General features: G+C 67.2%; 21 protein-coding genes. 10 read left to right on the top strand and 11 right to left on the bottom strand.

The features are described from left to right. Positions 1–148: 148 nt before the first annotated feature. The 3 genes from ACWDSI_RS03910 to ACWDSI_RS03900 form a co-directional block, all read right to left on the bottom strand. Positions 149–586, bottom strand: coding sequence for a hypothetical protein (locus ACWDSI_RS03910; RefSeq protein ID WP_449747781.1), 438 nt, complete (start codon positions 584–586; stop codon positions 149–151). Positions 587–689: 103 nt separating this feature from the next. After that, positions 690–1,535 (bottom strand): SHOCT domain-containing protein, encoded by an 846-nt coding sequence (locus tag ACWDSI_RS03905; protein WP_449747782.1) that lies wholly within the window; start codon positions 1,533–1,535, stop codon positions 690–692. 94 nt (positions 1,536–1,629) lie between these two features. Further along, entirely contained in the window at positions 1,630–2,583 is a 954-nt protein-coding gene (locus tag ACWDSI_RS03900; RefSeq protein ID WP_449747783.1) for a DUF389 domain-containing protein, read from the bottom strand. An 83-nt stretch (positions 2,584–2,666) separates the two neighbouring features. On the opposite strand from ACWDSI_RS03900, the gene ACWDSI_RS03895 reads away from it, so the two are divergent. Further along, positions 2,667–4,022, top strand: coding sequence for a flavin monoamine oxidase family protein (locus tag ACWDSI_RS03895; RefSeq protein ID WP_449755733.1), 1,356 nt, complete (start codon positions 2,667–2,669; stop codon positions 4,020–4,022). On the opposite strand, the gene ACWDSI_RS03890 is transcribed toward ACWDSI_RS03895, so the two are convergent. After that, complete coding sequence (locus ACWDSI_RS03890; RefSeq protein ID WP_449755732.1) at positions 4,003–5,964, bottom strand: flavin-containing monooxygenase; 1,962 nt, start codon at positions 5,962–5,964, stop codon at positions 4,003–4,005. The genes ACWDSI_RS03895 and ACWDSI_RS03890 overlap by 20 nt on opposite strands. A gap of 143 nt (positions 5,965–6,107) precedes the next feature. On the opposite strand from ACWDSI_RS03890, the gene ACWDSI_RS03885 reads away from it, so the two are divergent. The 3 genes from ACWDSI_RS03885 to ACWDSI_RS03875 are packed head-to-tail and all read left to right on the top strand — an operon-like array spanning position 6,108 to position 8,979. Beyond that, positions 6,108–6,746, top strand: a complete 639-nt coding sequence (locus tag ACWDSI_RS03885) for a nitroreductase family protein (protein ID WP_449747786.1) — start codon at positions 6,108–6,110, stop codon at positions 6,744–6,746. A gap of 50 nt (positions 6,747–6,796) precedes the next feature. After that, a complete protein-coding gene (locus ACWDSI_RS03880) occupies positions 6,797–8,344 on the top strand; it encodes a class I adenylate-forming enzyme family protein (protein WP_449755870.1) in 1,548 nt (515 codons plus the stop codon). A 5-nt stretch (positions 8,345–8,349) separates the two neighbouring features. Then, complete coding sequence (locus tag ACWDSI_RS03875) at positions 8,350–8,979, top strand: TetR/AcrR family transcriptional regulator (protein ID WP_449755731.1); 630 nt, start codon at positions 8,350–8,352, stop codon at positions 8,977–8,979. On the opposite strand, the gene ACWDSI_RS03870 is transcribed toward ACWDSI_RS03875, so the two are convergent. Beyond that, positions 8,961–10,058: an AI-2E family transporter gene (locus ACWDSI_RS03870; protein WP_449747788.1), complete on the bottom strand. Its 1,098-nt coding sequence runs from the start codon at positions 10,056–10,058 to the stop codon at positions 8,961–8,963. The two genes, ACWDSI_RS03875 and ACWDSI_RS03870, sit on opposite strands and share 19 nt — an antisense overlap. 127 nt (positions 10,059–10,185) lie before the next feature. Here ACWDSI_RS03870 and ACWDSI_RS03865 point away from each other — a divergent pair, with 127 nt between their 5' ends. After that, positions 10,186–11,001, top strand: a complete 816-nt coding sequence (locus ACWDSI_RS03865; RefSeq protein ID WP_449747789.1) for a DUF1206 domain-containing protein — start codon at positions 10,186–10,188, stop codon at positions 10,999–11,001. Between the two features lie 16 nt (positions 11,002–11,017). Here ACWDSI_RS03865 and ACWDSI_RS03860 read toward each other — a convergent pair whose 3' ends face one another. Both ACWDSI_RS03860 and ACWDSI_RS03855 read right to left on the bottom strand, forming a co-directional pair. Further along, positions 11,018–11,569 (bottom strand): YceI family protein, encoded by a 552-nt coding sequence (locus ACWDSI_RS03860; protein ID WP_449755730.1) that lies wholly within the window; start codon positions 11,567–11,569, stop codon positions 11,018–11,020. A 37-nt stretch (positions 11,570–11,606) separates the two neighbouring features. After that, the gene (locus ACWDSI_RS03855) at positions 11,607–11,786 is read right to left on the bottom strand and encodes a hypothetical protein (protein WP_449755729.1); all 180 of its coding nucleotides are present in this window, start codon (positions 11,784–11,786) and stop codon (positions 11,607–11,609) included. Between the two features lie 283 nt (positions 11,787–12,069). Here ACWDSI_RS03855 and ACWDSI_RS03850 point away from each other — a divergent pair, with 283 nt between their 5' ends. Further along, positions 12,070–12,273 carry a hypothetical protein gene (locus ACWDSI_RS03850; protein WP_449747792.1) on the top strand — a complete coding sequence of 68 codons (204 nt, stop codon included), beginning with the start codon at positions 12,070–12,072 and terminating at the stop codon, positions 12,271–12,273. 18 nt (positions 12,274–12,291) lie between these two features. On the opposite strand, the gene ACWDSI_RS03845 is transcribed toward ACWDSI_RS03850, so the two are convergent. Then, positions 12,292–13,044, bottom strand: coding sequence for an alpha/beta hydrolase family protein (locus ACWDSI_RS03845; protein WP_449747793.1), 753 nt, complete (start codon positions 13,042–13,044; stop codon positions 12,292–12,294). A gap of 87 nt (positions 13,045–13,131) precedes the next feature. Next, the gene (locus ACWDSI_RS03840) at positions 13,132–14,502 is read right to left on the bottom strand and encodes a wax ester/triacylglycerol synthase domain-containing protein (RefSeq protein ID WP_449747794.1); all 1,371 of its coding nucleotides are present in this window, start codon (positions 14,500–14,502) and stop codon (positions 13,132–13,134) included. 112 nt (positions 14,503–14,614) lie between these two features. On the opposite strand from ACWDSI_RS03840, the gene ACWDSI_RS03835 reads away from it, so the two are divergent. After that, positions 14,615–15,487 carry a D-hexose-6-phosphate mutarotase gene (locus tag ACWDSI_RS03835; protein ID WP_449755728.1) on the top strand — a complete coding sequence of 291 codons (873 nt, stop codon included), beginning with the start codon at positions 14,615–14,617 and terminating at the stop codon, positions 15,485–15,487. A 23-nt stretch (positions 15,488–15,510) separates the two neighbouring features. On the opposite strand, the gene ACWDSI_RS03830 is transcribed toward ACWDSI_RS03835, so the two are convergent. After that, complete coding sequence (locus ACWDSI_RS03830) at positions 15,511–15,924, bottom strand: PIN domain-containing protein (protein WP_449747796.1); 414 nt, start codon at positions 15,922–15,924, stop codon at positions 15,511–15,513. After that, positions 15,921–16,136, bottom strand: a complete 216-nt coding sequence (locus ACWDSI_RS03825) for a hypothetical protein (RefSeq protein ID WP_449755727.1) — start codon at positions 16,134–16,136, stop codon at positions 15,921–15,923. The genes ACWDSI_RS03830 and ACWDSI_RS03825 overlap by 4 nt, the downstream gene beginning before the upstream one ends. Before the next feature lie 145 nt (positions 16,137–16,281). Between ACWDSI_RS03825 and ACWDSI_RS03820 the strand changes: the two genes are divergently transcribed. Genes ACWDSI_RS03820 through ACWDSI_RS03810 form a run of 3 tightly spaced genes read left to right on the top strand, consistent with a single transcriptional unit; the run spans position 16,282 to position 19,214 of the window. Beyond that, positions 16,282–17,265: an ABC transporter ATP-binding protein gene (locus tag ACWDSI_RS03820; protein ID WP_449747798.1), complete on the top strand. Its 984-nt coding sequence runs from the start codon at positions 16,282–16,284 to the stop codon at positions 17,263–17,265. A 4-nt stretch (positions 17,266–17,269) separates the two neighbouring features. Further along, a complete protein-coding gene (locus ACWDSI_RS03815; RefSeq protein ID WP_449747799.1) occupies positions 17,270–18,082 on the top strand; it encodes an ABC transporter permease in 813 nt (270 codons plus the stop codon). A gap of 13 nt (positions 18,083–18,095) precedes the next feature. Then, the gene (locus ACWDSI_RS03810; protein WP_449747800.1) at positions 18,096–19,214 is read left to right on the top strand and encodes a sensor histidine kinase; all 1,119 of its coding nucleotides are present in this window, start codon (positions 18,096–18,098) and stop codon (positions 19,212–19,214) included. Positions 19,215–19,223 lie beyond the last annotated feature (9 nt).

Raw genomic sequence — 19,223 nt, 5'->3', positions numbered from 1 at the left:
CCTGGAAGTGGGCACGCTCAACCGGGAACGGGCACGCTCAACCTGGAAGTGGGCACGCTCAACCCGGAAGTGGACACGCTCAACCTGGAAGTGGGCACGCTCAACCCGGAAGTGGGCACGCTCGACGTGGGACGGGGTCCCGATCGACCTAACGGCTCGCCGGCAGCACCGGCTTGGCGCATCGCACCCACTGCGAAACCAGCGCGATGTGGGCGGCCAGCAGCGCCAGCAGCCAGGGGCAGGGATGGCCGCCGACCACGGTCTGCGCCGACCAGTACCCGGCCATCGACACCGGAACTCCGAGGCCGCTGAGCACGCCGGCGGTCCAGCACCAGCAGAACCGCGGGCGGATCAGCGCGACGGTGCCCACAGCGGCTGCCGCGGCGCCGACCGCCACCGCCGCGATCACCAGCCCGGTGCGCACCGGCGCACCGACCCACGCACCGAAGCAGGCGCCGATGAGTACCGTGACGGCCCCGATGATCACCAGCGTCGGGACCCGACCGAAGCGCACCTCGGACAGCACCGACCGTTCGATCTTGCGCAGCGATGCCGCCAGTTCGGCATCGATCTGTTCCATCGACATCGGTCTCTCCCGCCCATCGGTCGTCCGAAGAGTATCGAGCATCACACCAGGACGGCAGGGACTTGATTCCCGGAGGACTGGGGCGAAATACCCAAGTCGAGCGTCACAGCCGACCGAGCAACTCCGCCTTCTTGGTTGCGAACTCCTCGTCGGAGAGGATGCCGCGTTGGTGCAGACCGGCGAGTTGCTCGATGGCCGCGAAGATCCCGTCGGCACCGCCGGACGCCGATGAGGGCTGCTCCGAGACCGGCGCGGGGGACGGTCCGGGCTCGGGAGCCGGCTCGGGCGATGCCTGCGGCGCCGGGGGCGGCACACTGCCGAAGGTCGGCTCCGGCGCCAGATGCCGTGGCGCGGGAGCCGCGACCGGGGTTTGCGCGACGTCCTGCACGCCCAGCTCACGCAGGCTCGACACATCGAAGGTGCCGAACTGACTGGTGAAACTCAGGGTGCCGGGCAGCCCGCCCTGCTGCTGTTGAACCCCGCCGATCTGGTGCTCGCCGGTGTCGAACACGCGGGTCGCGCCGTTGACCTGGATCGCGAGTCGGTGCGTGGCCGGGAACACGGCGTAGCGGCTGTCGTTCTGACCGCCGGACGAGCTCGGCACGCCCAGGTCGGCGGGCCACCAGTTGTTCGGTGCGTTGAACCCGAACTGGGTGGACGGCGCCGCGGGCGGGAACACCGGGGTGGAATCGAGGAGCTGGGACAGTTCGGCGCAGAGCGAGTCGACGCGGGCCTTCAGCGCATTGTCGAACATGTTGCCCACCATCGTCATGCCGCCGCGCATCCACTGGCCCGAACCGCCGAGTTCGGGGATGTTGAACTGCGCCATGGTGCCGCCACCGGAGCGCACCGCGTAGAGCATGGCGAGGACGGCGTCCTGCGAGATGCCATACCGTGCGGCGATGTCGGCGATGGCCTGCTGGGCTTCGGGCGTGACCCCTGCCTCCATGATGTGACTCTCTTCTCGTCGGATTCTGCAATCATCATACGGCGCAACGGAAGAAGTCCGGCATCCACCGAAGACGGCGGGAATCCAGGCGCGCTCAGGCAGGCATGCCGCGCACGCGTGCGGCACGGCGACGGGCCACCGGTGCCCACACCAGTCGCTGCACCCACAGCGTCAGCACACTCGCGACGATCATTCCGCTGATGTTGACCGCGAGTTGCAACGCCGAACCGCGTACCTCGTGCCACTCGGCGAAGGCGGCGGCCAGTCCGATGTTGCCGGCCGCCGGGATGGTGGTCACCGAGATGAACACCCCGGCCAGACCTCCCACCCGCGCCGAGGTGAGCGACAGTATGCCCGCGATGGCCGCGAGCACCGCCACGATGAACGACCACCGGTCCGGGGAGTAGATGAAGGCGGTCTCGGGGTGATGCCGAAGGTCGTCGACATCGGTCCAGCCCACCATCCGGATCACCAGCGCCAGACAAAACGTCACCGCGATGCCCACCAGAAAGCCCGTGAGCAGAGTGACCGACGCCATCCTCAGCAACGCCCGACGCTGCAACACGATCGCTACTCCGATGGCGGAGATGGTGCCGAACTCGGGTCCGAGCACCATGGCGCCCACGGTGAGGATCTGGGAGTCGAGCACGATCGCGATGGCGGCGAGCATCGTCGCGAGAATCATGAAGCTCAGGTAGGTGAAGTTCAGTTCGGAGTCTCCGTACGCCCGCCGCCCCACCTGGGCCCACACCACCGCGTCGGACCCGAATCCGGGTGCGGCGCGTTCAGCCTCCAACGCGCGCCGCGACAGATAGGTCTCGACCTCTTCGGCACGAAGGCTGCCGTGCTCGGCCACGCCGAACCGCCGCAGCGTCATGATGAGTTCGTCGGCAGCTTCCCGCGCGACGTCGACGGTGATGACGTCGCCGATCGGCGTGACCGAGGCGCCCCGCATCACCGCCACCGAACTGACGGCGCGGTCGTCGGCAATGAGTTCGAGCACCGCGGAGGTCAAGCTGGCCGGTACCGACATCTCTATGTGCAGCATCGCTTCCGAGTGTGCCTCGTCGGCAGGTCCGTGGCGATAGGGTCGACGAGAAACCACGCGCGGGACGGGCGGGACAACAGCACATGACCGATGCGATCGGCGCCACGACCGACACCACCGGATTCGACACGATCGTGATCGGTGCCGGGGTCTCCGGACTCACCACCGCACGGCTCCTCGATCGCCTCGGCCGGCGAGTGGTGGTGCTCGAGGCGCGCGATCGCGTGGGTGGTCGCGTGCACACCGTGCGCGCCGACGGACACATCACCGATCACGGCGCCTCGTGGATTCACGGTATCGACGACGCGCCGCTCTACGAGGTCACCGAGGCGATCGGCATGCGTCCGGTGGAGTTCACGGTCGGCAGCTATCAACCCGACGGCCGGCCGATCGCCTACTACGGCCCCGACGGATCGCGCCTCGACGAGGCCTCCGCCGCAGCATTCGCCGCCGACATCCACGCCTTCGATGCGGCATTGTCGAGCGCGGTGGCCGACATGGCGGCAGGGGTGAGCTACGGGTCGGCGGTGCGGGCCACGCTTGCCGACCTGGGCTGGACGGGGGAACGCGCGGCGCGGGTGCAGGAGTTCTGCGCGCACCGCACCGAGGAGCAGTACGGAGTCTGGTTCGACGATCTCGACGCCCACGGCCTCGACGACGACGAGACCCTCGGTGACGAGGTGGTGTTCCCCGACGGCTACGGCCGGCTCCCGGAATTCCTGGCCGACGGACTCGATATTCGGCTCGGGCACAACGTGACCCGGCTGCGGTGGGATGAATCCGGCGTCGAGGTCGCTGCCGGAACGCAGGTGTTCCACGCGAATCGTACGGTGGTGACGCTGCCGGTGGGCGTGCTCAAATCCGAGAACCCCACGATCGACCCACCGCTGCCCGAGCCGGTGGCCGGCGCGCTGGCGCGCCTGGAGATGAACGCCTTCGAGAAGGTGTTCCTGCGGTTTCCGCACAAGTTCTGGGACGACGGTGTGTATGCCGTTCGGCGACAAGGTGATGCGGCACGCTGGTGGCACTCCTGGTACGACCTCACCGCACTGCACGGCGAACCGACACTGCTCACTTTCGCCGCCGGTCCGTGCGCGCGTCGCGTACGCACGTGGAGCGACGCCGAGATCGCCGGCTCGGTGCTCGACGCGCTGCGCGAGATCTACGGCGATGCGGTCTGCGCGCCCACCACGGTGGACGTAACACGTTGGCAGGACGACGAATTCGCCCGCGGCTCCTACGCGTACATGACGGTCGGGTCGACCACCGCCGACCATGATATGCTCGCCACCCCGCTCGGCGGCGGTGCTCTCCATCTCGCCGGGGAGGCCACCTGGACCGACGACCCGGCGACGGTCACCGCCGCCCTGCTCTCCGGACATCGTGCGGCCGAGAACATCGTCGGGCACCCGGTGCCGGTCAGCGCGCTGTGGCGCTGATCGCCGGTTCGCCGATGAAATCGGCGGGGTCGATGGCGCGGGTCATGTTCCAGTAGTCGATGATCCGCCACGGCAGCACCGCCACCACACGTCCGTCGTCGTTGCGGTACCAGTTGGTCATGGCCGGGTGCGTCCACACCATCCGGGCATGCGCGGCATCGACTGCGGCGTTGTACTTTTCGGTCACGTCGTCGCGAACCTCAAAGGCACCGAGTCGATGTCGGGTCATGTGGCGTAACGCATCGGCGATGTAGCCCACCTGACGTTCCAGGATGGTGATGAAACTGCCGCCGTGGCCGAGCGCCGTGTTGGGTCCGGTGAGGATGAACAGGTTGGGAAAGTCGGGGGCGGTGATCCCGAGATAGGTTCGGGCGTCGTGCTCGCCCCACTGCTCCACCGTCGAGCGCCCACTGCGGCCGCGCACCGTCATAGGGTGCAGAAACCGATCGCTGTGAAAACCGGTGGCGAACACCACGATGTCGAAGTCGCGGGCACGTCCGGTCGAATCGATCAGTCCGGTGGGGGTGACCTCGCGCACGGCATGCGGCACGAGTTCCACACCGGGCCGACGCAGCATGGCGTACCACCCGTTGTCGAGCAGCATCCGCTTGCCGAAGGGCGGATAGTGCGGCGTGCAGAGTTCGACGAGATCGTCCCGGTCGCCGAGTTGCTCACGCAGATAACGGAGATAGAACCGGCGGTGCCCCTCGTTGACCGCGTTGATGGACTCGCGCTCAGGCCAGTCCGGATCGACCTGGAGCGTGGGATGCACCTTGTCGTTGAAGATCCAGGACAGTCGTGCCCGGTACCACTCGCGGTATCCGGGCACGTGGTCCATCAGCCAATGCACGTCGTCGCCGACTGGCGAGAAGTAGTCGTCGTTGGGTGCGATCCACTGCGGCGAGCGCTGGAAGACGGTGAGTGAGGCGACGTCGTCGACGATCGCCGGTCCGATCTGCATGGCGCTGGCGCCCGACCCCACGATGGCCACCCGCTTGCCGGTGAGGGCTCCCGGCTCGTCGAGTTCGGCCGGCCACTGAGCCGAATGGAACAGGGGACCGGTGAAGTCGTCGATTCCCGGCAGGTCGGGGATCTTCGGCCGGTTGAGCAGTCCCACCGCGGTGATCAGGATCCGCGACGACAGCGTGCGCCGCTCACCGTCGGGTCCGCGGGCGACGATGGTCCACCGCTGTGCGGCGGCATCGTAGGTGGCCGTCTCCACTTCGGTACCGAAGCGGATGCGCTCGCGGATTCGGTGCGCGTCGGCATAGGAGGCCAGGTAGTCCTGCACCTCATCGCGTTTGCCGAAGTACGTCGACCAGTGATGATCGAAGGAGGAGATCGAGTAGAGGTGACTCGGTGTGTCGACGCCGGCGCCGGGGTACCGGTTCTCCAGCCACGAGCCGCCCACCTCGTCGTTCTTCTCCAGCAGCACGTGGTCGATCCCGGCGGCGGCCAGCCGCACCGACATGAGCATGCCGCCCACCCCCGCGCCGATCACGATCGCATCCATGCCGGCGGGCTCCGCGGCATCGTCCGGCTGGTCCTCGGGCGTGCCCGGCCGCGCTCCGGTCACGATCTCGGTCATCATCGGAGCGAACTCGTGGGGCACGGTCTCACCTGCGGTGAAGTCCATCAGCTCGGTGACGAGGTCTTCGTCGGGCGCAGCGCGCTGCAGGGCACCCCGCTCGTACCACTCGGTGACCGCGTCGACCGTGGCCGCGTAGATCTCCTCCCGCACGTCCGGGGGCAGTCCGCCCGTCTGGTTGTCGTCCATTCCCCGCGCTCGTGACGGTCGATACCGCTCCGACAGCCACCGCCGGTCACCCGTGAGTTCCACCAGCACCGCGATGAGCGTGGGCACGTTACCCGAGCGCACCGCGATTCGCAGCCGTGCGGCGTCGACCGTGGCTCGCTGGTCGCTGGAGGTGACTGAGGTCATGTCGCATGCTAACCACGGTTAGTCCCTGATGGTCAAGGGACGCGGAGTGGTGTCCCTGCACTGTTGACAGTCCCCCGATGCGCGTGCAACTGTGATGCAGATCATGCTAACGGCAGTTAGCACACCTGATATGAGGAGCGGTGATGGAACTCAGCGAGGCGATGCGCTCGACCGGAACTTGTCGCTACTTCAGCGACAAGTATGTCGACGACGAAGTGCTCTACCACGCGTTCGACAACGCGCGTTTCGGCCCGCAGGGCGGTAACCGGCAGCCGGTGCGCTGGGTGGTGGTCCGCGACGACGCGATCAAGCAGCGCCTCGCGGAGCTGTATCTGCCCTACTGGGAGGCCTACTACGCCGCGGTGATCGAGGGCACGAAGGCGGTCGGTGCGGTTCCCACCTCGGTGGCCGCGGCCAACGACTTCGCCCACGCCCTCGGCGAGGTGCCGGTGCTGATCGTCGTCTGCGCCGACGTCGACGGAATCCACCCCACCGATCACGAACTCGGCCGGCTCAGCGTCGTCGGCGGCGCGTCGATCTACCCGACCGTGCAGAACCTCACGCTGGCGTTGCGCGAACAGGGCGTCGCGTCCGCGTTGACCACGCTGCTGTGCGCCGAGGAACCCGCGGTCAAGGAGCTGCTGAACATCCCCGACGGATACATCACCGCAGCGCATGTCGCTGTCGGTTATCCGCGGGAGGGCTTCCCACGCAAGCTGTCTCGCAGCCCGGTGGAACAGATCGCGTTTCTGAACACCTTCGACACCCCGATGTTCGCGTGAGCACTCCGACGGTGCCGCGAGACGTCGCCCTGACCAGTGCGCAAACGTCCATGCTGGGTCGGGCGACCATCGGAGATCAGCTGCGGCGCCTGGCCCGGACCCAGGCCGACAAGCCGGCGATCATCGCCTACGGTCCCGGCGGTTCTCGCCGAGCCACCACCTACGGGGAGCTGAACGCGCAGGCCAACCGGTGTGCCGCGGCGCTCATCGACGCGGGTGTCTCGCGTGGCGACGGGGTTGCCGTGATGAGCCGCAACCGGGTCGAGAGCGTGATCGCGTATTACGGCATTCTCAAGGCGGGTGCGTTCTACTCGGGCATCAGTCCGCTCTTCGGGGAGCGTGAGATCACCCAGCAGCTCGACAATCTCGAGCCTGCCGTGCTCGTGGTCGCCGCCGAACACGCGGCACTCGCGGGACCGATCGCCGAGCGGGCCGGGGCACGCGTCCTCGTCATCGGCGACTCTCCCGACGCGTCGTGGACCTCGTTCGACGCTGCGCTGGCCGCAGCCCCCGACACCGAACCCGACACCGACGTCGACGAGCACGACCTGGCGATGATCGTGTACACGAGTGGCACCGAATCCACGCCCAAGGGCGTGGAGATCGCGCACCGCAACTACCTCATCTCCACCAGCCCGGCGATGATGTGGGGGCTGCGGTGTCTGCCCGACGACGTGTGGCTGTTCGTCATGCCGTTCCACACCATTGCCGGGATCGGGTCGCTCACCTCGCTGACACTGCTGGGCGCCACGCTGGTGCTGCCCGCGTCGGTGGACCCGGGCGAATCCCTCGATGTGATCCGCGACGAGTCCATCTCCGTACTGGCGCAGACCCCCACCTTCTTCATCGCCCTGGCGGGTCACCCCCACTTCGGTCCGGAGACGGTGGGCAGCGTACGACGATGCCTGACCTACGGGGGTCAGGTGTCCCCGTTCGCCGTCGACGCGTGGGCAGACGCCACTCCGTCGTCGGTGTGGGGCACGTACTGGGGGCAGTCCGAACTCACCCAGTTGGGTTCGGTGGGGTGGTTCAAGCGACTCGAAGACGTCCCCGACCAGGATCCGACGTGGATCGGCAAACCGGTCGGCCATCTCGAGGTACGCGTCGTCGACGCCAACGGCGATGAGGCCGAAGAAGGTGAATTATTGTGTCGCACACCGTCGGTGATGCTGGGCTATCACAAGGACCCGGTCCGTACCGCGCTGGTCCTCGACGGCGGTTGGGTGCACACCGGCGACATCGTGCGCATCGACGCCGACGGTAACCTGTTCTTCCGTGACCGCCGCAAGGACATGATCAAGACCGGCGGTTTCAACGTCTCGTCGCAGGAGGTGGAGCGCGTGCTGCAGGGCCACCCCGACGTGCTGCGCGCGGCCGTGGTGGGGATCCGCGACGAGTACTGGTCGGAGGCGGTCACCGCGTTCGTCGTTCCCCGCGACGGTGCCACGGTGACCGACGAGGAACTACGCGAGTTCTGCCGTTGCGATCTGGCCGCCTACAAGGTGCCCAAGGCGGTGCACATCGTCGCCGAACTGCCCACCGACCCGCAGGGCAAGATCCTCAAGCGTGAACTCCGCCGCGTCCACGGGAACTTCTGACCGGCATGGACGAGAGGGCACACCTGTCCGCAGCCGGTGACGCGGCCTCCCCGATCGCACGACCCCGGGCACGCCGCGACGAGATCGTCGCGGCCGCGGCCCGCTACTTCGCCGAGCACGGCTACAGCAACGCGGGCATGCGCGACATCGCCACCGCGGTGGGCATCAGGGGCGCGAGCATGTACAACCACTTCCACTCCAAGGAGGAGATCCTCTACGCCATCGCCCTGCGGATGACCAAGGACCCACAGGAACATCTGCTGGTATTCGACGGCGAGGGCACACCGGCGGAAAAACTGACCGCGCTGGTGGAGATCCATGTGCGTCATCTCGCCGAGCACCGCGTGGAACACCTGGTGGCCCTGCGGGAGATGGCCGCGCTGCTGCCCGAGCACCGGCGTGTGGTGACCGACTACCGCAAGTACTACCAGCGGCGGGTACGCGATGTGATCCATGCCGGTGCCCGCTCGGGGCAGTTCACGGTCCGCGATCCGAACCGGTCGGCGATTGCGGTTCTCGACGTGATGAACGGCATCAGCTGGTGGCTCCGCGACGACCACGACGTCGACCAATTGGTGGCCGACTACGTCGATTTCACCATCGGCGGCATCCTGCACTACTCCGCTGACAGCTGACCGGCCGGCTCGGACGGGCCGGTGTCGGGAGTTCCGCCCGACGGTGACCGGTGGTGGCGGATGGCCGCGAACGATTTGAGCACGATGGCGAGCACCGGCGGCCCGAGGACCATCCCGATCAGTCCGGCCGCGGTGCCGCCGACCATCGTGGCCAGCAGGACCGACATCGGATGCAGTTGCAGCGACGAACCCAACGCCCACGAGGCGACCGCACTCTGGATGGTGCCGTTGGAGACGATGAACGTGATCCCGAGGACGAGTGCCGCGGTGGGCCCGCCCGATCCGAACGCGATCAACACCACGAAGGCGCCGGTCAGCCAGGCCCCCAGGTACGGGATGAACGACATGAAGAAGTAGAGGACGAAGATCGGGATCGCCAGCGGCACACCGAGGATCAGCAGCGGAATCATGAAGATGGGAGCCGTGAGCAGTGCGGTGATGGCGGTGCCGCGGAAGTACCCGCGGATCGATTGGCGCGAGAGTTCGGTGACCGTCTCCACCTCGGTGGCGTCGAGACCGGTGGTGGTGGCCAGCCACGCCGCGAATCGGCTGCCGTCGCGGAGCACGAAGAACAGGAAGAACACCGCGAAGAAGGTGCCCATGATCAGTGAGATCACGCCGTAGAACGTGCTGGTGACCGCGCCCAGTGCGCCCTGGCCCAACTGGGCCGCGTGGCTTTCGAAGGCGAAGCGACCTTGCTCGAGTATGCGGCCGTCCACGTCGAGGTCGGCCGCCCAGTTGACGAACGAGTGCCAACCGATCAGCAGCTGCCGGTAGATCTCGGGCCACTGGTCGATGAATCCCGCCACCACCACCGCGATCACCGCGGCCGCCACCGCGACGGCGAGCAGCAGCGTCATCACGGTGGCCAGCGTCGCCGGGACACCGACGCGCTGCAGCTTCTGCGCCAGGGGTTCGAGGACGAGCCCGACGATCACCGCGATGATGAGCGGAATCAGGATGCCGCTGATCGCGCTGAGGGCCGCCGCCACCACCACGATCAGGGCGATGATGCCCAACAACGACCAACTCGCCAGGCCCGCGCGGCGTAGTGCCGCCGGGCGCTGTTGTGCATCCATCACGTCTCCTCGCTGCGATGCCCCACCGTCACCCGGGACACCCGCCCGCACAGTCAATCACCCGTGCCCTCCGGTCGCCTCTGGTAGGTCTGGGTACACGTCCACTCACACCAGATGCGGAGCACATATGACCGACAACGCCCCCACCCGCGCGATACGGGGGGCCACCGACTCCACCTGGTTCGAACGACTCGCCCGGGCGGGGCACATGGTGAGCGGACTGCTTCATCTGCTGATCGCCTACATCGTGGTGCGGATCGCGTTCGGCGATCCTGGATCCGCCGACCAGTCCGGTGCGTTGTCGATCTTCGCCTCGTCGACCGGCGGGCGGCTCACGCTGTGGCTGGCCGTGGTCGCATTCGTGGCGATGGCCCTGTGGCGCGTCGCCGAGGTGATCGTGGGCCCGCACCCGGCCAACCCGAAACCCGGCGACGATGACGGCGGCTGGCTCGACCGGGCCAAGGCTGGCTCGCTGGCGGTGGTGTACCTCGCGTTCGCGTGGTCGGCGGCGCAGTTCGCGCTGGGTCAGGGAAAGTCCAGCGGGCAGCAGAACGCGGGGGTGAGCGCGCACCTGATGGGATCGACGCCGGGCAAGATGGTGCTGGTGGTGGTGGGACTCGTGGTGGTGGCGGTCGGCGGTTACCACGTCTACAAGGGTGTGACGCGGTCGTTCCTCGACGACCTGATGATCGACGAGAACCCCGGCGTCACCACCACGGGCATCATCGGTTACACGGCCAAGGGCCTCGTGCTCGCCGGTGCGGGCATCCTCGTGGTGGTGGCGGCCGTCACCGCCGATCCGTCCAAGGCCACCGGCATCGACGGCGCGGTGAAAACCGTTGCGGGATGGCCGTTCGGACAGTTCCTGCTTGTGCTCGCCGCAGCGGGGCTCGCCGCCTACGGGGTGTACTGCTTCGTAATGGCGCGCTACGCGCGGATGTGAGGCGTCGGTCGTCGGATCAGTCCGGTGTGGGTACCGACAGGTCGATGACCACCCGCACCTCGTCGGCGACCTTGAGTGCACCCATCATGAGCGAGTACGGCTTGACGCCGAATTCGCGGTGCGAGACCACCGATTCGGCGGTCACGGCCCATCGGCCGTCGTCGGATTCTGCGGTGAACTCGAGATCGTGCGACCGGCTTTGTCCGTCGATGGTGAGTGTTCCTTCGGCGCGGTAGCCGTCGGCGCTCTTGCTGATCGACGTCGACTCGTACGCGATCTCGGGGTACTTGTCGGCGCGCAGCGATTTCAGCGCGTTCGAGCGGGCCACCATCTTCTCCGCGCCGGTCAGCGGGGTCAGTCCGCCTTCGCCGGAGACCACCGCGAGCGAATCGACGACGATGGTGGCGTCGAGGCTGAGGATCTCGTCGCCACGGGAGATGGCGGTGCCCGACCACTGTTTCATCACGATGGTCAGTCGGTGGCCGGTGCGTGCGGCGCGGCCGGTGACACCGGTGTGCAGCGTCACCGAGCCGTCGTCGGCGCCGAAACTCCAGGTGATCTCGCCCATCAGAACTCCTTGCGTGGGGTGTCACCTTTGACGGTAGTCACGTCTGGAAGTAGTCGTCGAGCGTCACCATGGTGAGGTTGCGCTGCCGGATGATCTCGGCGAGTTGCGGATACAGGTGCGTGACCGTCGGATGATTGGCGTGTCCGATGACGACGGCCTGTGCCTTGAGGCACGCGCGGAAACCAGGGGAAGGTCGATCGTCCCCTACTTTCGACACCCTCCCCCAGGAACAACTGGGGGAACGTCCGAAACTAGGGGAAGGTCGCTCGTCCCCTACTTTCGACACCCTCCCCTAGGAACAACTGGGGGAACGTCCGAAACTAGGGGAAGGTCGCTCGTCCCCTACTTTCGACACCCTCCCCTAGGAACAACTGGGGGAAACGCGGAAACTAGGGGAAGGTCGCTCGTCGACCGGGGCCGAGGGGCTGGGAGCGGGGGCCGAGCGGGCCGGACCCGGTCGGGACATTCCAACGGTCGGAACACTCCAAGGAGGTGACGACATGCCAGGTACCGGTGCGGTGCAGATCGCCGTTGCCGTGTGCGCGGTCGCGGCGGCGGTGTGTGCGCTCACCGCCGCGTATGTCTATCTACGCGGAACGGGCGATCCCGTACGAGACGATCGAAACGCCCGGCGCTGGCTCGTGGGCACGGCGGTACTCGGCTTCGCCGCCATCGCACTGCGGTTCATCTCGCTGCTCGTGTGAACTCCCGGTCGCCACCGGTCACAGATACGGGTCCACCCAGGCGCTCACGATCCGCGCGGCGCGGGCCGCCTGGTTCTTGCCGACGAGAAGGTGATCGGCACCCTCGAGCGAGACGAAGCTGCGGGGATGGCGTGCGGTCCGGAAGATGTCGGAGGCGTTCTCGATCCCGACAGTGTTGTCGGTGGGTGAATGCATCACCAGCAGTGGACGTTTGAGCCTGCGGATGCACTCGGTGAGGTCGGTCTCCCGGACATCCTCGATGAAATGTCGCTTGAGCGTGAGCGCCTTGCCGCCGACGAAGAAAGGCGCCTCACCGTCCTCCTCGATGCGCTCGACCAGCGAGTCGTAGCTGTGCTCCACGTGGGCGGGATCGAAGGGCGCCGCGATGCTGGCGACCGCGGTGACCGTCGGGCACTGCCCGGCAGCGGCGATCACGGCCGCGCCACCCCACGAATGGCCGACGAGCAGCCTCACATCGCGACCCGTCGACCGCATGTACTCGACGGCCAGCACGGTGTCGTCGACCTTGTGCGAGAAGGAACCGTCACCCCAGTCGCCGTCGGAGTCGTTGATACCGAGGTTGTCGAACCGCAGCATGCCGATGCCGTCGGCGGCGAGTTGCTTGCACACCCGGCTGGCCGCCGGGCAGTCCTTGCCCAGGGTGAAGCCGTGGGAGAACACGCCCCAGCCACGCAGTTCGGTGTCGGGAAGGTCGATGATGCCGCTGAGTTCCGGGCCCGACCGGCTTGCGAACCGAACGCGTTGCGCCATCTGGAGTCCTCTGCTCGGGTGGATCGCTCAACCGTACGGCCCGCGCGGCATCGTCGCCGACGCCAGCGGCCGCACCGGTGTCGCGAATCACTCGCCCAGTGCGCACACCTCGTCGAAACCCTGGGCGAGACACTCGACCAGAGTGTCGAGGTCGCCGACGGCGGCGTCGTCTACGTCGATTCCCAGACAGCAGTTGTCGACGTAGGACACCAGGGTCACGTTGAACGCCGCGCCGATGGTGGGGCCGAAGGCGTACTGGCGGATGAGCTTGGCGCCGGCGAGGTACAGGGGCACCGGCGAGCCGGGTACATCCGACGCCAGGAAGTCGACGTGTTCGAGCATCGCCCCCACCGCCGCCGACGGCAGCACGTTGAGCGCAGCGGCGATGGGCTCGGCCAACGGGATCGCGGGCTCGAGCCGCCAGCGCTTGATGATCTCGTGAATCCGGACGATGAGCTTCTCCGGATCGGCGATGTCGCAAGGAATCACGATGCGCACCAACGTGATCCGATTACCGCCGAACGCCTCATCGTCCTCGGGACGCAGGCTCATCGGCATGGTGACGCGCAAGCGGTCGACCGGCGAATCGTGGCGGTCGTGATACGCGCGCAGACCCAGCACGATGCCGGCGAGGAAGGCGTCGTTGAGGGTGCTGCCGCTGGTGTGCGCGGCGCCGGTCAGTCCGACGAGCGGCACGTCGAGGGTGGCGAAGTGGCGCCTGGTGCTGCGCTCGGTCATCACCGGCGATGCCGTCCGTCTGATGGGTTCGACGATGCGGGCCACCGACACCGAGGTTCCGGTGACCTCGCGCACCGCCCGCAACGGACCGGCCAGCAGCCGGGCACTGAGCCGCGTCATCGACCACACCGACTCACGCACGAGCGAGGCGGCCGTCGTCGCGTACCAGCCGACGGTCTCGATCACCGACGGCTCGCTCGCCACCTCGAGAGTCTCGGGCACCGCGGCACGTACGGTTCCGGCCCGTTCGAAGTCCATGATCTCCGCGGCGATCCGCACGGCCCCGATCCCGTCGGTCAGCGAATGATGGAACTTCATCACGACGGCGGCCGCGGCGTCCTCCTCGAGGCCCTCGAGGAGCGTGAACTCCCACATCGGCCGCGCCGGATCGAACGCGGTCATCCCGGCCGTGCGTGCCATGTCGAGCACGCCCTCGCGATTGGCGGGGTGGGGGGCGGCGAGGCGACGTACATGCCAGCTGATGTCGAAGTCGGTGTCGTCGACCCAGCGCGGCGGCGCCAGACCGTAATCCGGTACCAGCTTGCGCCGCATCGCCGGCAGCACCCGCGCCGCGCGGTCGACCGTGGCGAGAAATCCGTCCCAGTCGGGAGTCGCGTCGAGCAGCATGACCACGACGACCGTCGATCGCAGGATCGGATTCTGCTCCATACGCCAGGTGAATGTGTCCGTTTGCGTCATCCGCCGCGCGTCATTGCTCACTATTCCGATTGTTCTCCCCGTACCGCCACGTCGCTGACGATTACTCAAGATGGGGTCGTTGGCCTCATCGCGCACACTGCCCGGTGCCGCCCCAATGTGCCAGGCTGGTGCGGTGACGACGACAGATCCGACGCCGGGAGTTCGGCGCGGCACCGTGTACGGGTTCGACGCGCTGATCGTGAACACCGACCATTCCAGCGCGGCGATCTCCCTCTTCGGCGGCCAGGTGCTCTCGTTCCTTCCGGCCGGCAGCGTCCACGACGTGCACTGGGTGTCGCCGTTGGTGGCGGACGCGCCCACCCCGATCCGCGGCGGAATACCGGTGTGCTGGCCCTATTTCGCGCGAGAGGGTCAGACCGGCGACGTCCCGTCGCACGGCTACGCACGCACCGCGCGGTGGAGTTTGGTGGCATCGCGGGTCGCCGCGGACGGCAGCGTCGACCTCGAGTTGGTGCCCGAGGGACTCGACGATCTCGAGTTGCGGTTGCGGATGACCGTGCGGGTGGGTGCCACCCTGGAGCAGGGAGTGCACACGCACAATGCGGGTGGCAGCGCAGCCGTTCTGACGCAGGCCCTGCACAACTATTTTCGCGTGTCCGACGTGACCGGGATTCGCGTGACAGGGTTGGCCGGGCTGACCTATCTGGACAAGTTCGACGAATCGAAAGCCCATGTCCAGCAGGGTGAGTGGGAACTCCCGACCGACCAACCGCGCAGCGACCGACTGTATCCCGATGCGGGTGGCCGCTACCGCATCGAGGATCCCGGTTTCGGGCGGGTCATCGAGGTGACCGGCCGGTCCGCGCGCACGGCGGTGGTGTGGAATCCGGGCGAGCAGGTGGCATCGACCATGGCCGATGTGGGTCCGCACTGGCGCGACTTCGTGTGCGTGGAGACCGCGAACGCCGGCCCTGACGTGGTGGAGATTCCGGCCGGTGCCACGCAGTCGATGTGGCAGACGATCGCGGTGTCGGGGTTGGCGTGAGGGCCACGCACGGTTGATCGGGACTACTCCCCGCGCGTCTGATTCAGATCGATCAACCGCAGGGCATCGCCGAGGCCGATGAAGTCCGCGGCGTTGTACGTGGCAAGCGCGGCGGAGTGTTGGATGGCCGTCGCCGCGATCATCATGTCGATGCGGCGCCGGCGACTTGACTGGCCCGATCTGAGGACGACGCCGGAGATGACCTGGTAGAGCTTCGCTGTTTCTCCGTCGAACGGCACTCCCCCGCCGTAGAGCGCGTCGATTTGCGCGTGTTGCTTTTGCGTGGCGATCACCACGCCGGGCTCGGAGCTGTTGAGCCCTTCGAGGAACTCCGCGTACACGATGGAACTGATCTGGGTGTCGTCATCGTCGGCGAGCGCTGGGCGGGCAGGCAATCCTCTGATGAGGACGTTGGTGTCGAGGTGGACCAGCGTCACCCGACGTCACCCGACGCATCGCGGCCGCGTTCGATGTCGGCCAGTCGTGACTGCACCTGTCTCGCGTCGAGTCCGTTTGCTGACAGCACATCTGCCAACGCGGCCGCCTTGGCGGTGGGAGCCGACCTCGGCCGACTCTTCCTGGTGAGCACCACCCCGGTGTCTCGGCCCTGCCTGGTGACGTTGAACTCGACGCCGTCCTCCTCCACCATCCTGACCAGCTCCGATCCGCGATGGCTCAGCTCTGCTATTCCAATAGTAGACATGCTAGATATATAGCATTGGTGACATCTGTCACGAGCGATACATGACATTTCCGCTTATCGCGGGTCCGACGTGGACGCGAGAGTTGATGTCATGAACGCGACCACAATCAACCCCACGGCGATCAGGGCAACGGCCCTCACCAAGCAGTTTTCCGGGCAGCACGGCCGCACCGTCCGCGCTGTCGACGGCATCGACCTGACGATCAACTCCGGCGAAGTCGTCGCCTTCCTCGGACCCAACGGCGCCGGCAAGACCACCACGCTCGACATGATCCTCGGACTGAGCGACCCCACCAGCGGAAGCGTGGAGGTGTTCGGTCGTCCGGCCACCGAAACCGCGTCGACGGGGCGGGTCTCGGCGGTCACCCAGACCGGGGGGCTGCTACCCGACTACACCGTCGAAGAGACGGTCCGGGTGCTCGCGTCGATCTTCGCCTCGGGCGCTCCCGACCGCGAGATGCCCGATGTGGCCGACGCGATGGCACGCGCCAACATCACCTCGATCGCCGACCGCAAGGTGTCGAAGTGTTCGGGCGGCGAACAACAGCGAGTGAAGTTCGCGCTCGCGTTGCTGCCCGATCCCGATCTGATCGTTCTCGACGAGCCGACCGCCGGGATGGATGTCGAATCGCGCCGCGCATTCTGGGCCGCGATGCGGGCCGACGCGGGCGAGGGCCGCACGGTGCTGTTCGCCACGCACTACCTCGAAGAGGCCAACGACTTCGCGGACCGCATCGTGATGATCGCGCACGGCAAGGTGGTTGCCGATGGTTCGGCCGAGGCGATCCGCGCGCAGTCATCCGGGCGCTCCGTATCGGCCATTGTCGACGACGCCGACCTGCGCCGGCTACGCGTCGCCTTCCCCCACGTCACCGACATCACGCGCCGGGGCGGACGCGCCTACCTCACCTGCGCTGATTCCGACGCCCTTGCGCGTTACCTGCTCACCGACACCGCTGCCCGCGATCTGGAGATCACCTCCCACGATCTCGAGGACGCATTCGTCGCCCTCACCACCGATACACCCGGCACCCGACAGGCATCCGATGCCGTCGCCGCAGTTGAAAGGAACTGAGAACATGGTTGCGATCCCCATCACCGCCGAGCGCAGGCGCGGCCCGTTCACCGGCGGCCCGCTGCGCGGGTTCTCGCCCACCTACGTCGCCACCGACATCCGCCGGGTCATGCGCAACCGTCGCGCGATGATCTTCAGCGTCGCGCTGCCCACGTTGATGTACGTGATCTTCGGTTCCACCCAGGGATATTCGAAGGACATGATCGGTCACGCCAACGTCGCCGCCTACGTGATGGTGCACATGGCCGTGTACGGCGCGATCCTGGTGACCACCACCAACTCCGCGGCCGTGGCGCTCGAGCAGCAGGCCGGTTGGACGCGCACCCTGCGGCTCACCCCGCTCTCGCCGGCCGGGTACGTGACCACCAAAGCGGTTGTGGCACTGACGGTTGCGATTTTGCCGCTGGCGCTGCTCTCGGTGGTGGGCGTGGCGACCGGTGCACGCGCACCCATCGGCATCTGGCTCGCCTCGGTGGTGCTCGGCTGGATCGGTTCGGTGACCTTCGCGGCCTTCGGGTTGGCATTGGGATCGGCGTTCCGCTCCGAGGCCGCGATGCAGGCTGCCGGCGGAATCCTCACCCTGCTGGCCTTCGCGGGAAACGTCTTCGTGCCGCTGAGCGGCGCGATGTTCACCTTCTCCCAGTTCACACCGATGTACGGCGTGAATGCGGTGGCCACCTACCCGCTCACCAACGGGTGGTCGTCGGCCGAGGAGTACGCACCGCTGTGGGTCGGTCTGGTGAACATGGCGGTGTGGCTGGTGATCTTCAGCGTTGCCGCCGCCTACTTCTACCGTCGCAGCACCGATCGTCAGTGAGAGAATCGACACCGTGAGCGAGGACGTCGGCACCCGACCACGCGGCATGAAGGCCTGGCGCGACACGCGCTGGGCCTTCGCGGCCGTGTGGCTGTTCTTCCTCGTCTACCCGCTGATCGCGATCCCGACATCGGATCATTCGGTCGCCGCGAAGGTGTACGGGATCGCGCTGGTGGTGCTCTTCGCCTGTGCGTATGTGGTGTCGTCGGTCTACACGTTGACACCGGTGATGCGCGGTGAACGACCTCGAGTGCCGCTTGCGCTGAGCCTGGTGACCTTCACGGTGATCGCGTTCGCGTCGATCCCGGTCCTCGGATCGCAGTTCTTCGTCTTCGCCCCGTACATCTGCGCCATCACCGTGTTCACGCTGCCGCTGTCGGCCGGGGTGGTGATCGTCTTCGGCCTGCTGTTGGCGATGGTGCTGGTTCCCAGCGCCGTGCCGGGCTGGGAGGTCGACGCGGGGCTGCTGACGGCGGTGGCGATCACCGGTGTCACCCTGCTGATGGTCAAGGTGATCCAGACCCGCGAAATCGCCCGGGATGCCGCGCAACGTGAACAGCGTGAACTGAAGTCGCAGCTCGCGGTGGTGGCCGAGCGGGAGAGAGTGGCCCGCGACGTGCATGACATCCTGGGCCACTCCTTGACGGTGCTGACGCTGAAATCCGAACTCGCAGCACGCCTTGTCGACCTCGACCCCGATCGCGCCAAGGCGGAGATGACCGAGATCAACGAGATCTCGCGGCGCGCGCTCGCCGAAGTGCGGGCCACCGTGGGCGATCTGCGCTCGCCGGACTTGCGCACAGAACTTGCCACGGCACGAACTGCGCTGCGCGCCGCGGAGATCGACGCGGATCTGCCAGAGATGAACAGTGACGAAGCAAGCGACCCGACGTTGGCATGGGTGCTGCGTGAGGCGGTGACCAACGTGGTGCGCCACAGCGATGCGACGCGTTGCCGTGTGCAGATCGACGGAAACTCCTTGTCCGTCAGCGACAACGGGAAAGGAATCGACGGGTCGACGTTCGGCAACGGCCTGACCGGGCTCGCCGCGCGGGTGTCGGATGCCGGCGGTGTGCTCGACGTTGGTACGGGCGAGGGCGGCGGAACGATCGTGAAGGTCAGGATGCGGTGAAGGCTGGGT

It is taken from the genome of Gordonia sp. NPDC003429 (genome assembly GCF_053588575.1).
Note: the sequence above shows the minus strand (reverse complement) of the source record. Positions and strands in the feature narration are given on the sequence as shown.

What these genes read in the sequence shown, in the direction of transcription:
- ACWDSI_RS03880 (WP_449755870.1), top strand. Translation starts at nt 6,797, where the DNA reads ATGCTGGGTCGGGCGACCATCGGAGATCAGCTGCGGCGCCTGGCCCGG.
- ACWDSI_RS03905 (WP_449747782.1), bottom strand. Translation starts at nt 1,535, where the DNA reads ATGGAGGCAGGGGTCACGCCCGAAGCCCAGCAGGCCATCGCCGACATC.
- ACWDSI_RS03850 (WP_449747792.1), top strand. Translation starts at nt 12,070, where the DNA reads ATGCCAGGTACCGGTGCGGTGCAGATCGCCGTTGCCGTGTGCGCGGTC.
- ACWDSI_RS03815 (WP_449747799.1), top strand. Translation starts at nt 17,270, where the DNA reads ATGGTTGCGATCCCCATCACCGCCGAGCGCAGGCGCGGCCCGTTCACC.
- ACWDSI_RS03885 (WP_449747786.1), top strand. Translation starts at nt 6,108, where the DNA reads ATGGAACTCAGCGAGGCGATGCGCTCGACCGGAACTTGTCGCTACTTC.
- ACWDSI_RS03825 (WP_449755727.1), bottom strand. Translation starts at nt 16,136, where the DNA reads ATGGTGGAGGAGGACGGCGTCGAGTTCAACGTCACCAGGCAGGGCCGA.
- ACWDSI_RS03890 (WP_449755732.1), bottom strand. Translation starts at nt 5,964, where the DNA reads ATGACCTCAGTCACCTCCAGCGACCAGCGAGCCACGGTCGACGCCGCA.
- ACWDSI_RS03875 (WP_449755731.1), top strand. Translation starts at nt 8,350, where the DNA reads ATGGACGAGAGGGCACACCTGTCCGCAGCCGGTGACGCGGCCTCCCCG.
- ACWDSI_RS03900 (WP_449747783.1), bottom strand. Translation starts at nt 2,583, where the DNA reads ATGCTGCACATAGAGATGTCGGTACCGGCCAGCTTGACCTCCGCGGTG.
- ACWDSI_RS03860 (WP_449755730.1), bottom strand. Translation starts at nt 11,569, where the DNA reads ATGGGCGAGATCACCTGGAGTTTCGGCGCCGACGACGGCTCGGTGACG.
- ACWDSI_RS03910 (WP_449747781.1), bottom strand. Translation starts at nt 586, where the DNA reads ATGTCGATGGAACAGATCGATGCCGAACTGGCGGCATCGCTGCGCAAG.
- ACWDSI_RS03895 (WP_449755733.1), top strand. Translation starts at nt 2,667, where the DNA reads ATGACCGATGCGATCGGCGCCACGACCGACACCACCGGATTCGACACG.
- ACWDSI_RS03870 (WP_449747788.1), bottom strand. Translation starts at nt 10,058, where the DNA reads ATGGATGCACAACAGCGCCCGGCGGCACTACGCCGCGCGGGCCTGGCG.
- ACWDSI_RS03820 (WP_449747798.1), top strand. Translation starts at nt 16,282, where the DNA reads ATGAACGCGACCACAATCAACCCCACGGCGATCAGGGCAACGGCCCTC.
- ACWDSI_RS03845 (WP_449747793.1), bottom strand. Translation starts at nt 13,044, where the DNA reads ATGGCGCAACGCGTTCGGTTCGCAAGCCGGTCGGGCCCGGAACTCAGC.
- ACWDSI_RS03865 (WP_449747789.1), top strand. Translation starts at nt 10,186, where the DNA reads ATGACCGACAACGCCCCCACCCGCGCGATACGGGGGGCCACCGACTCC.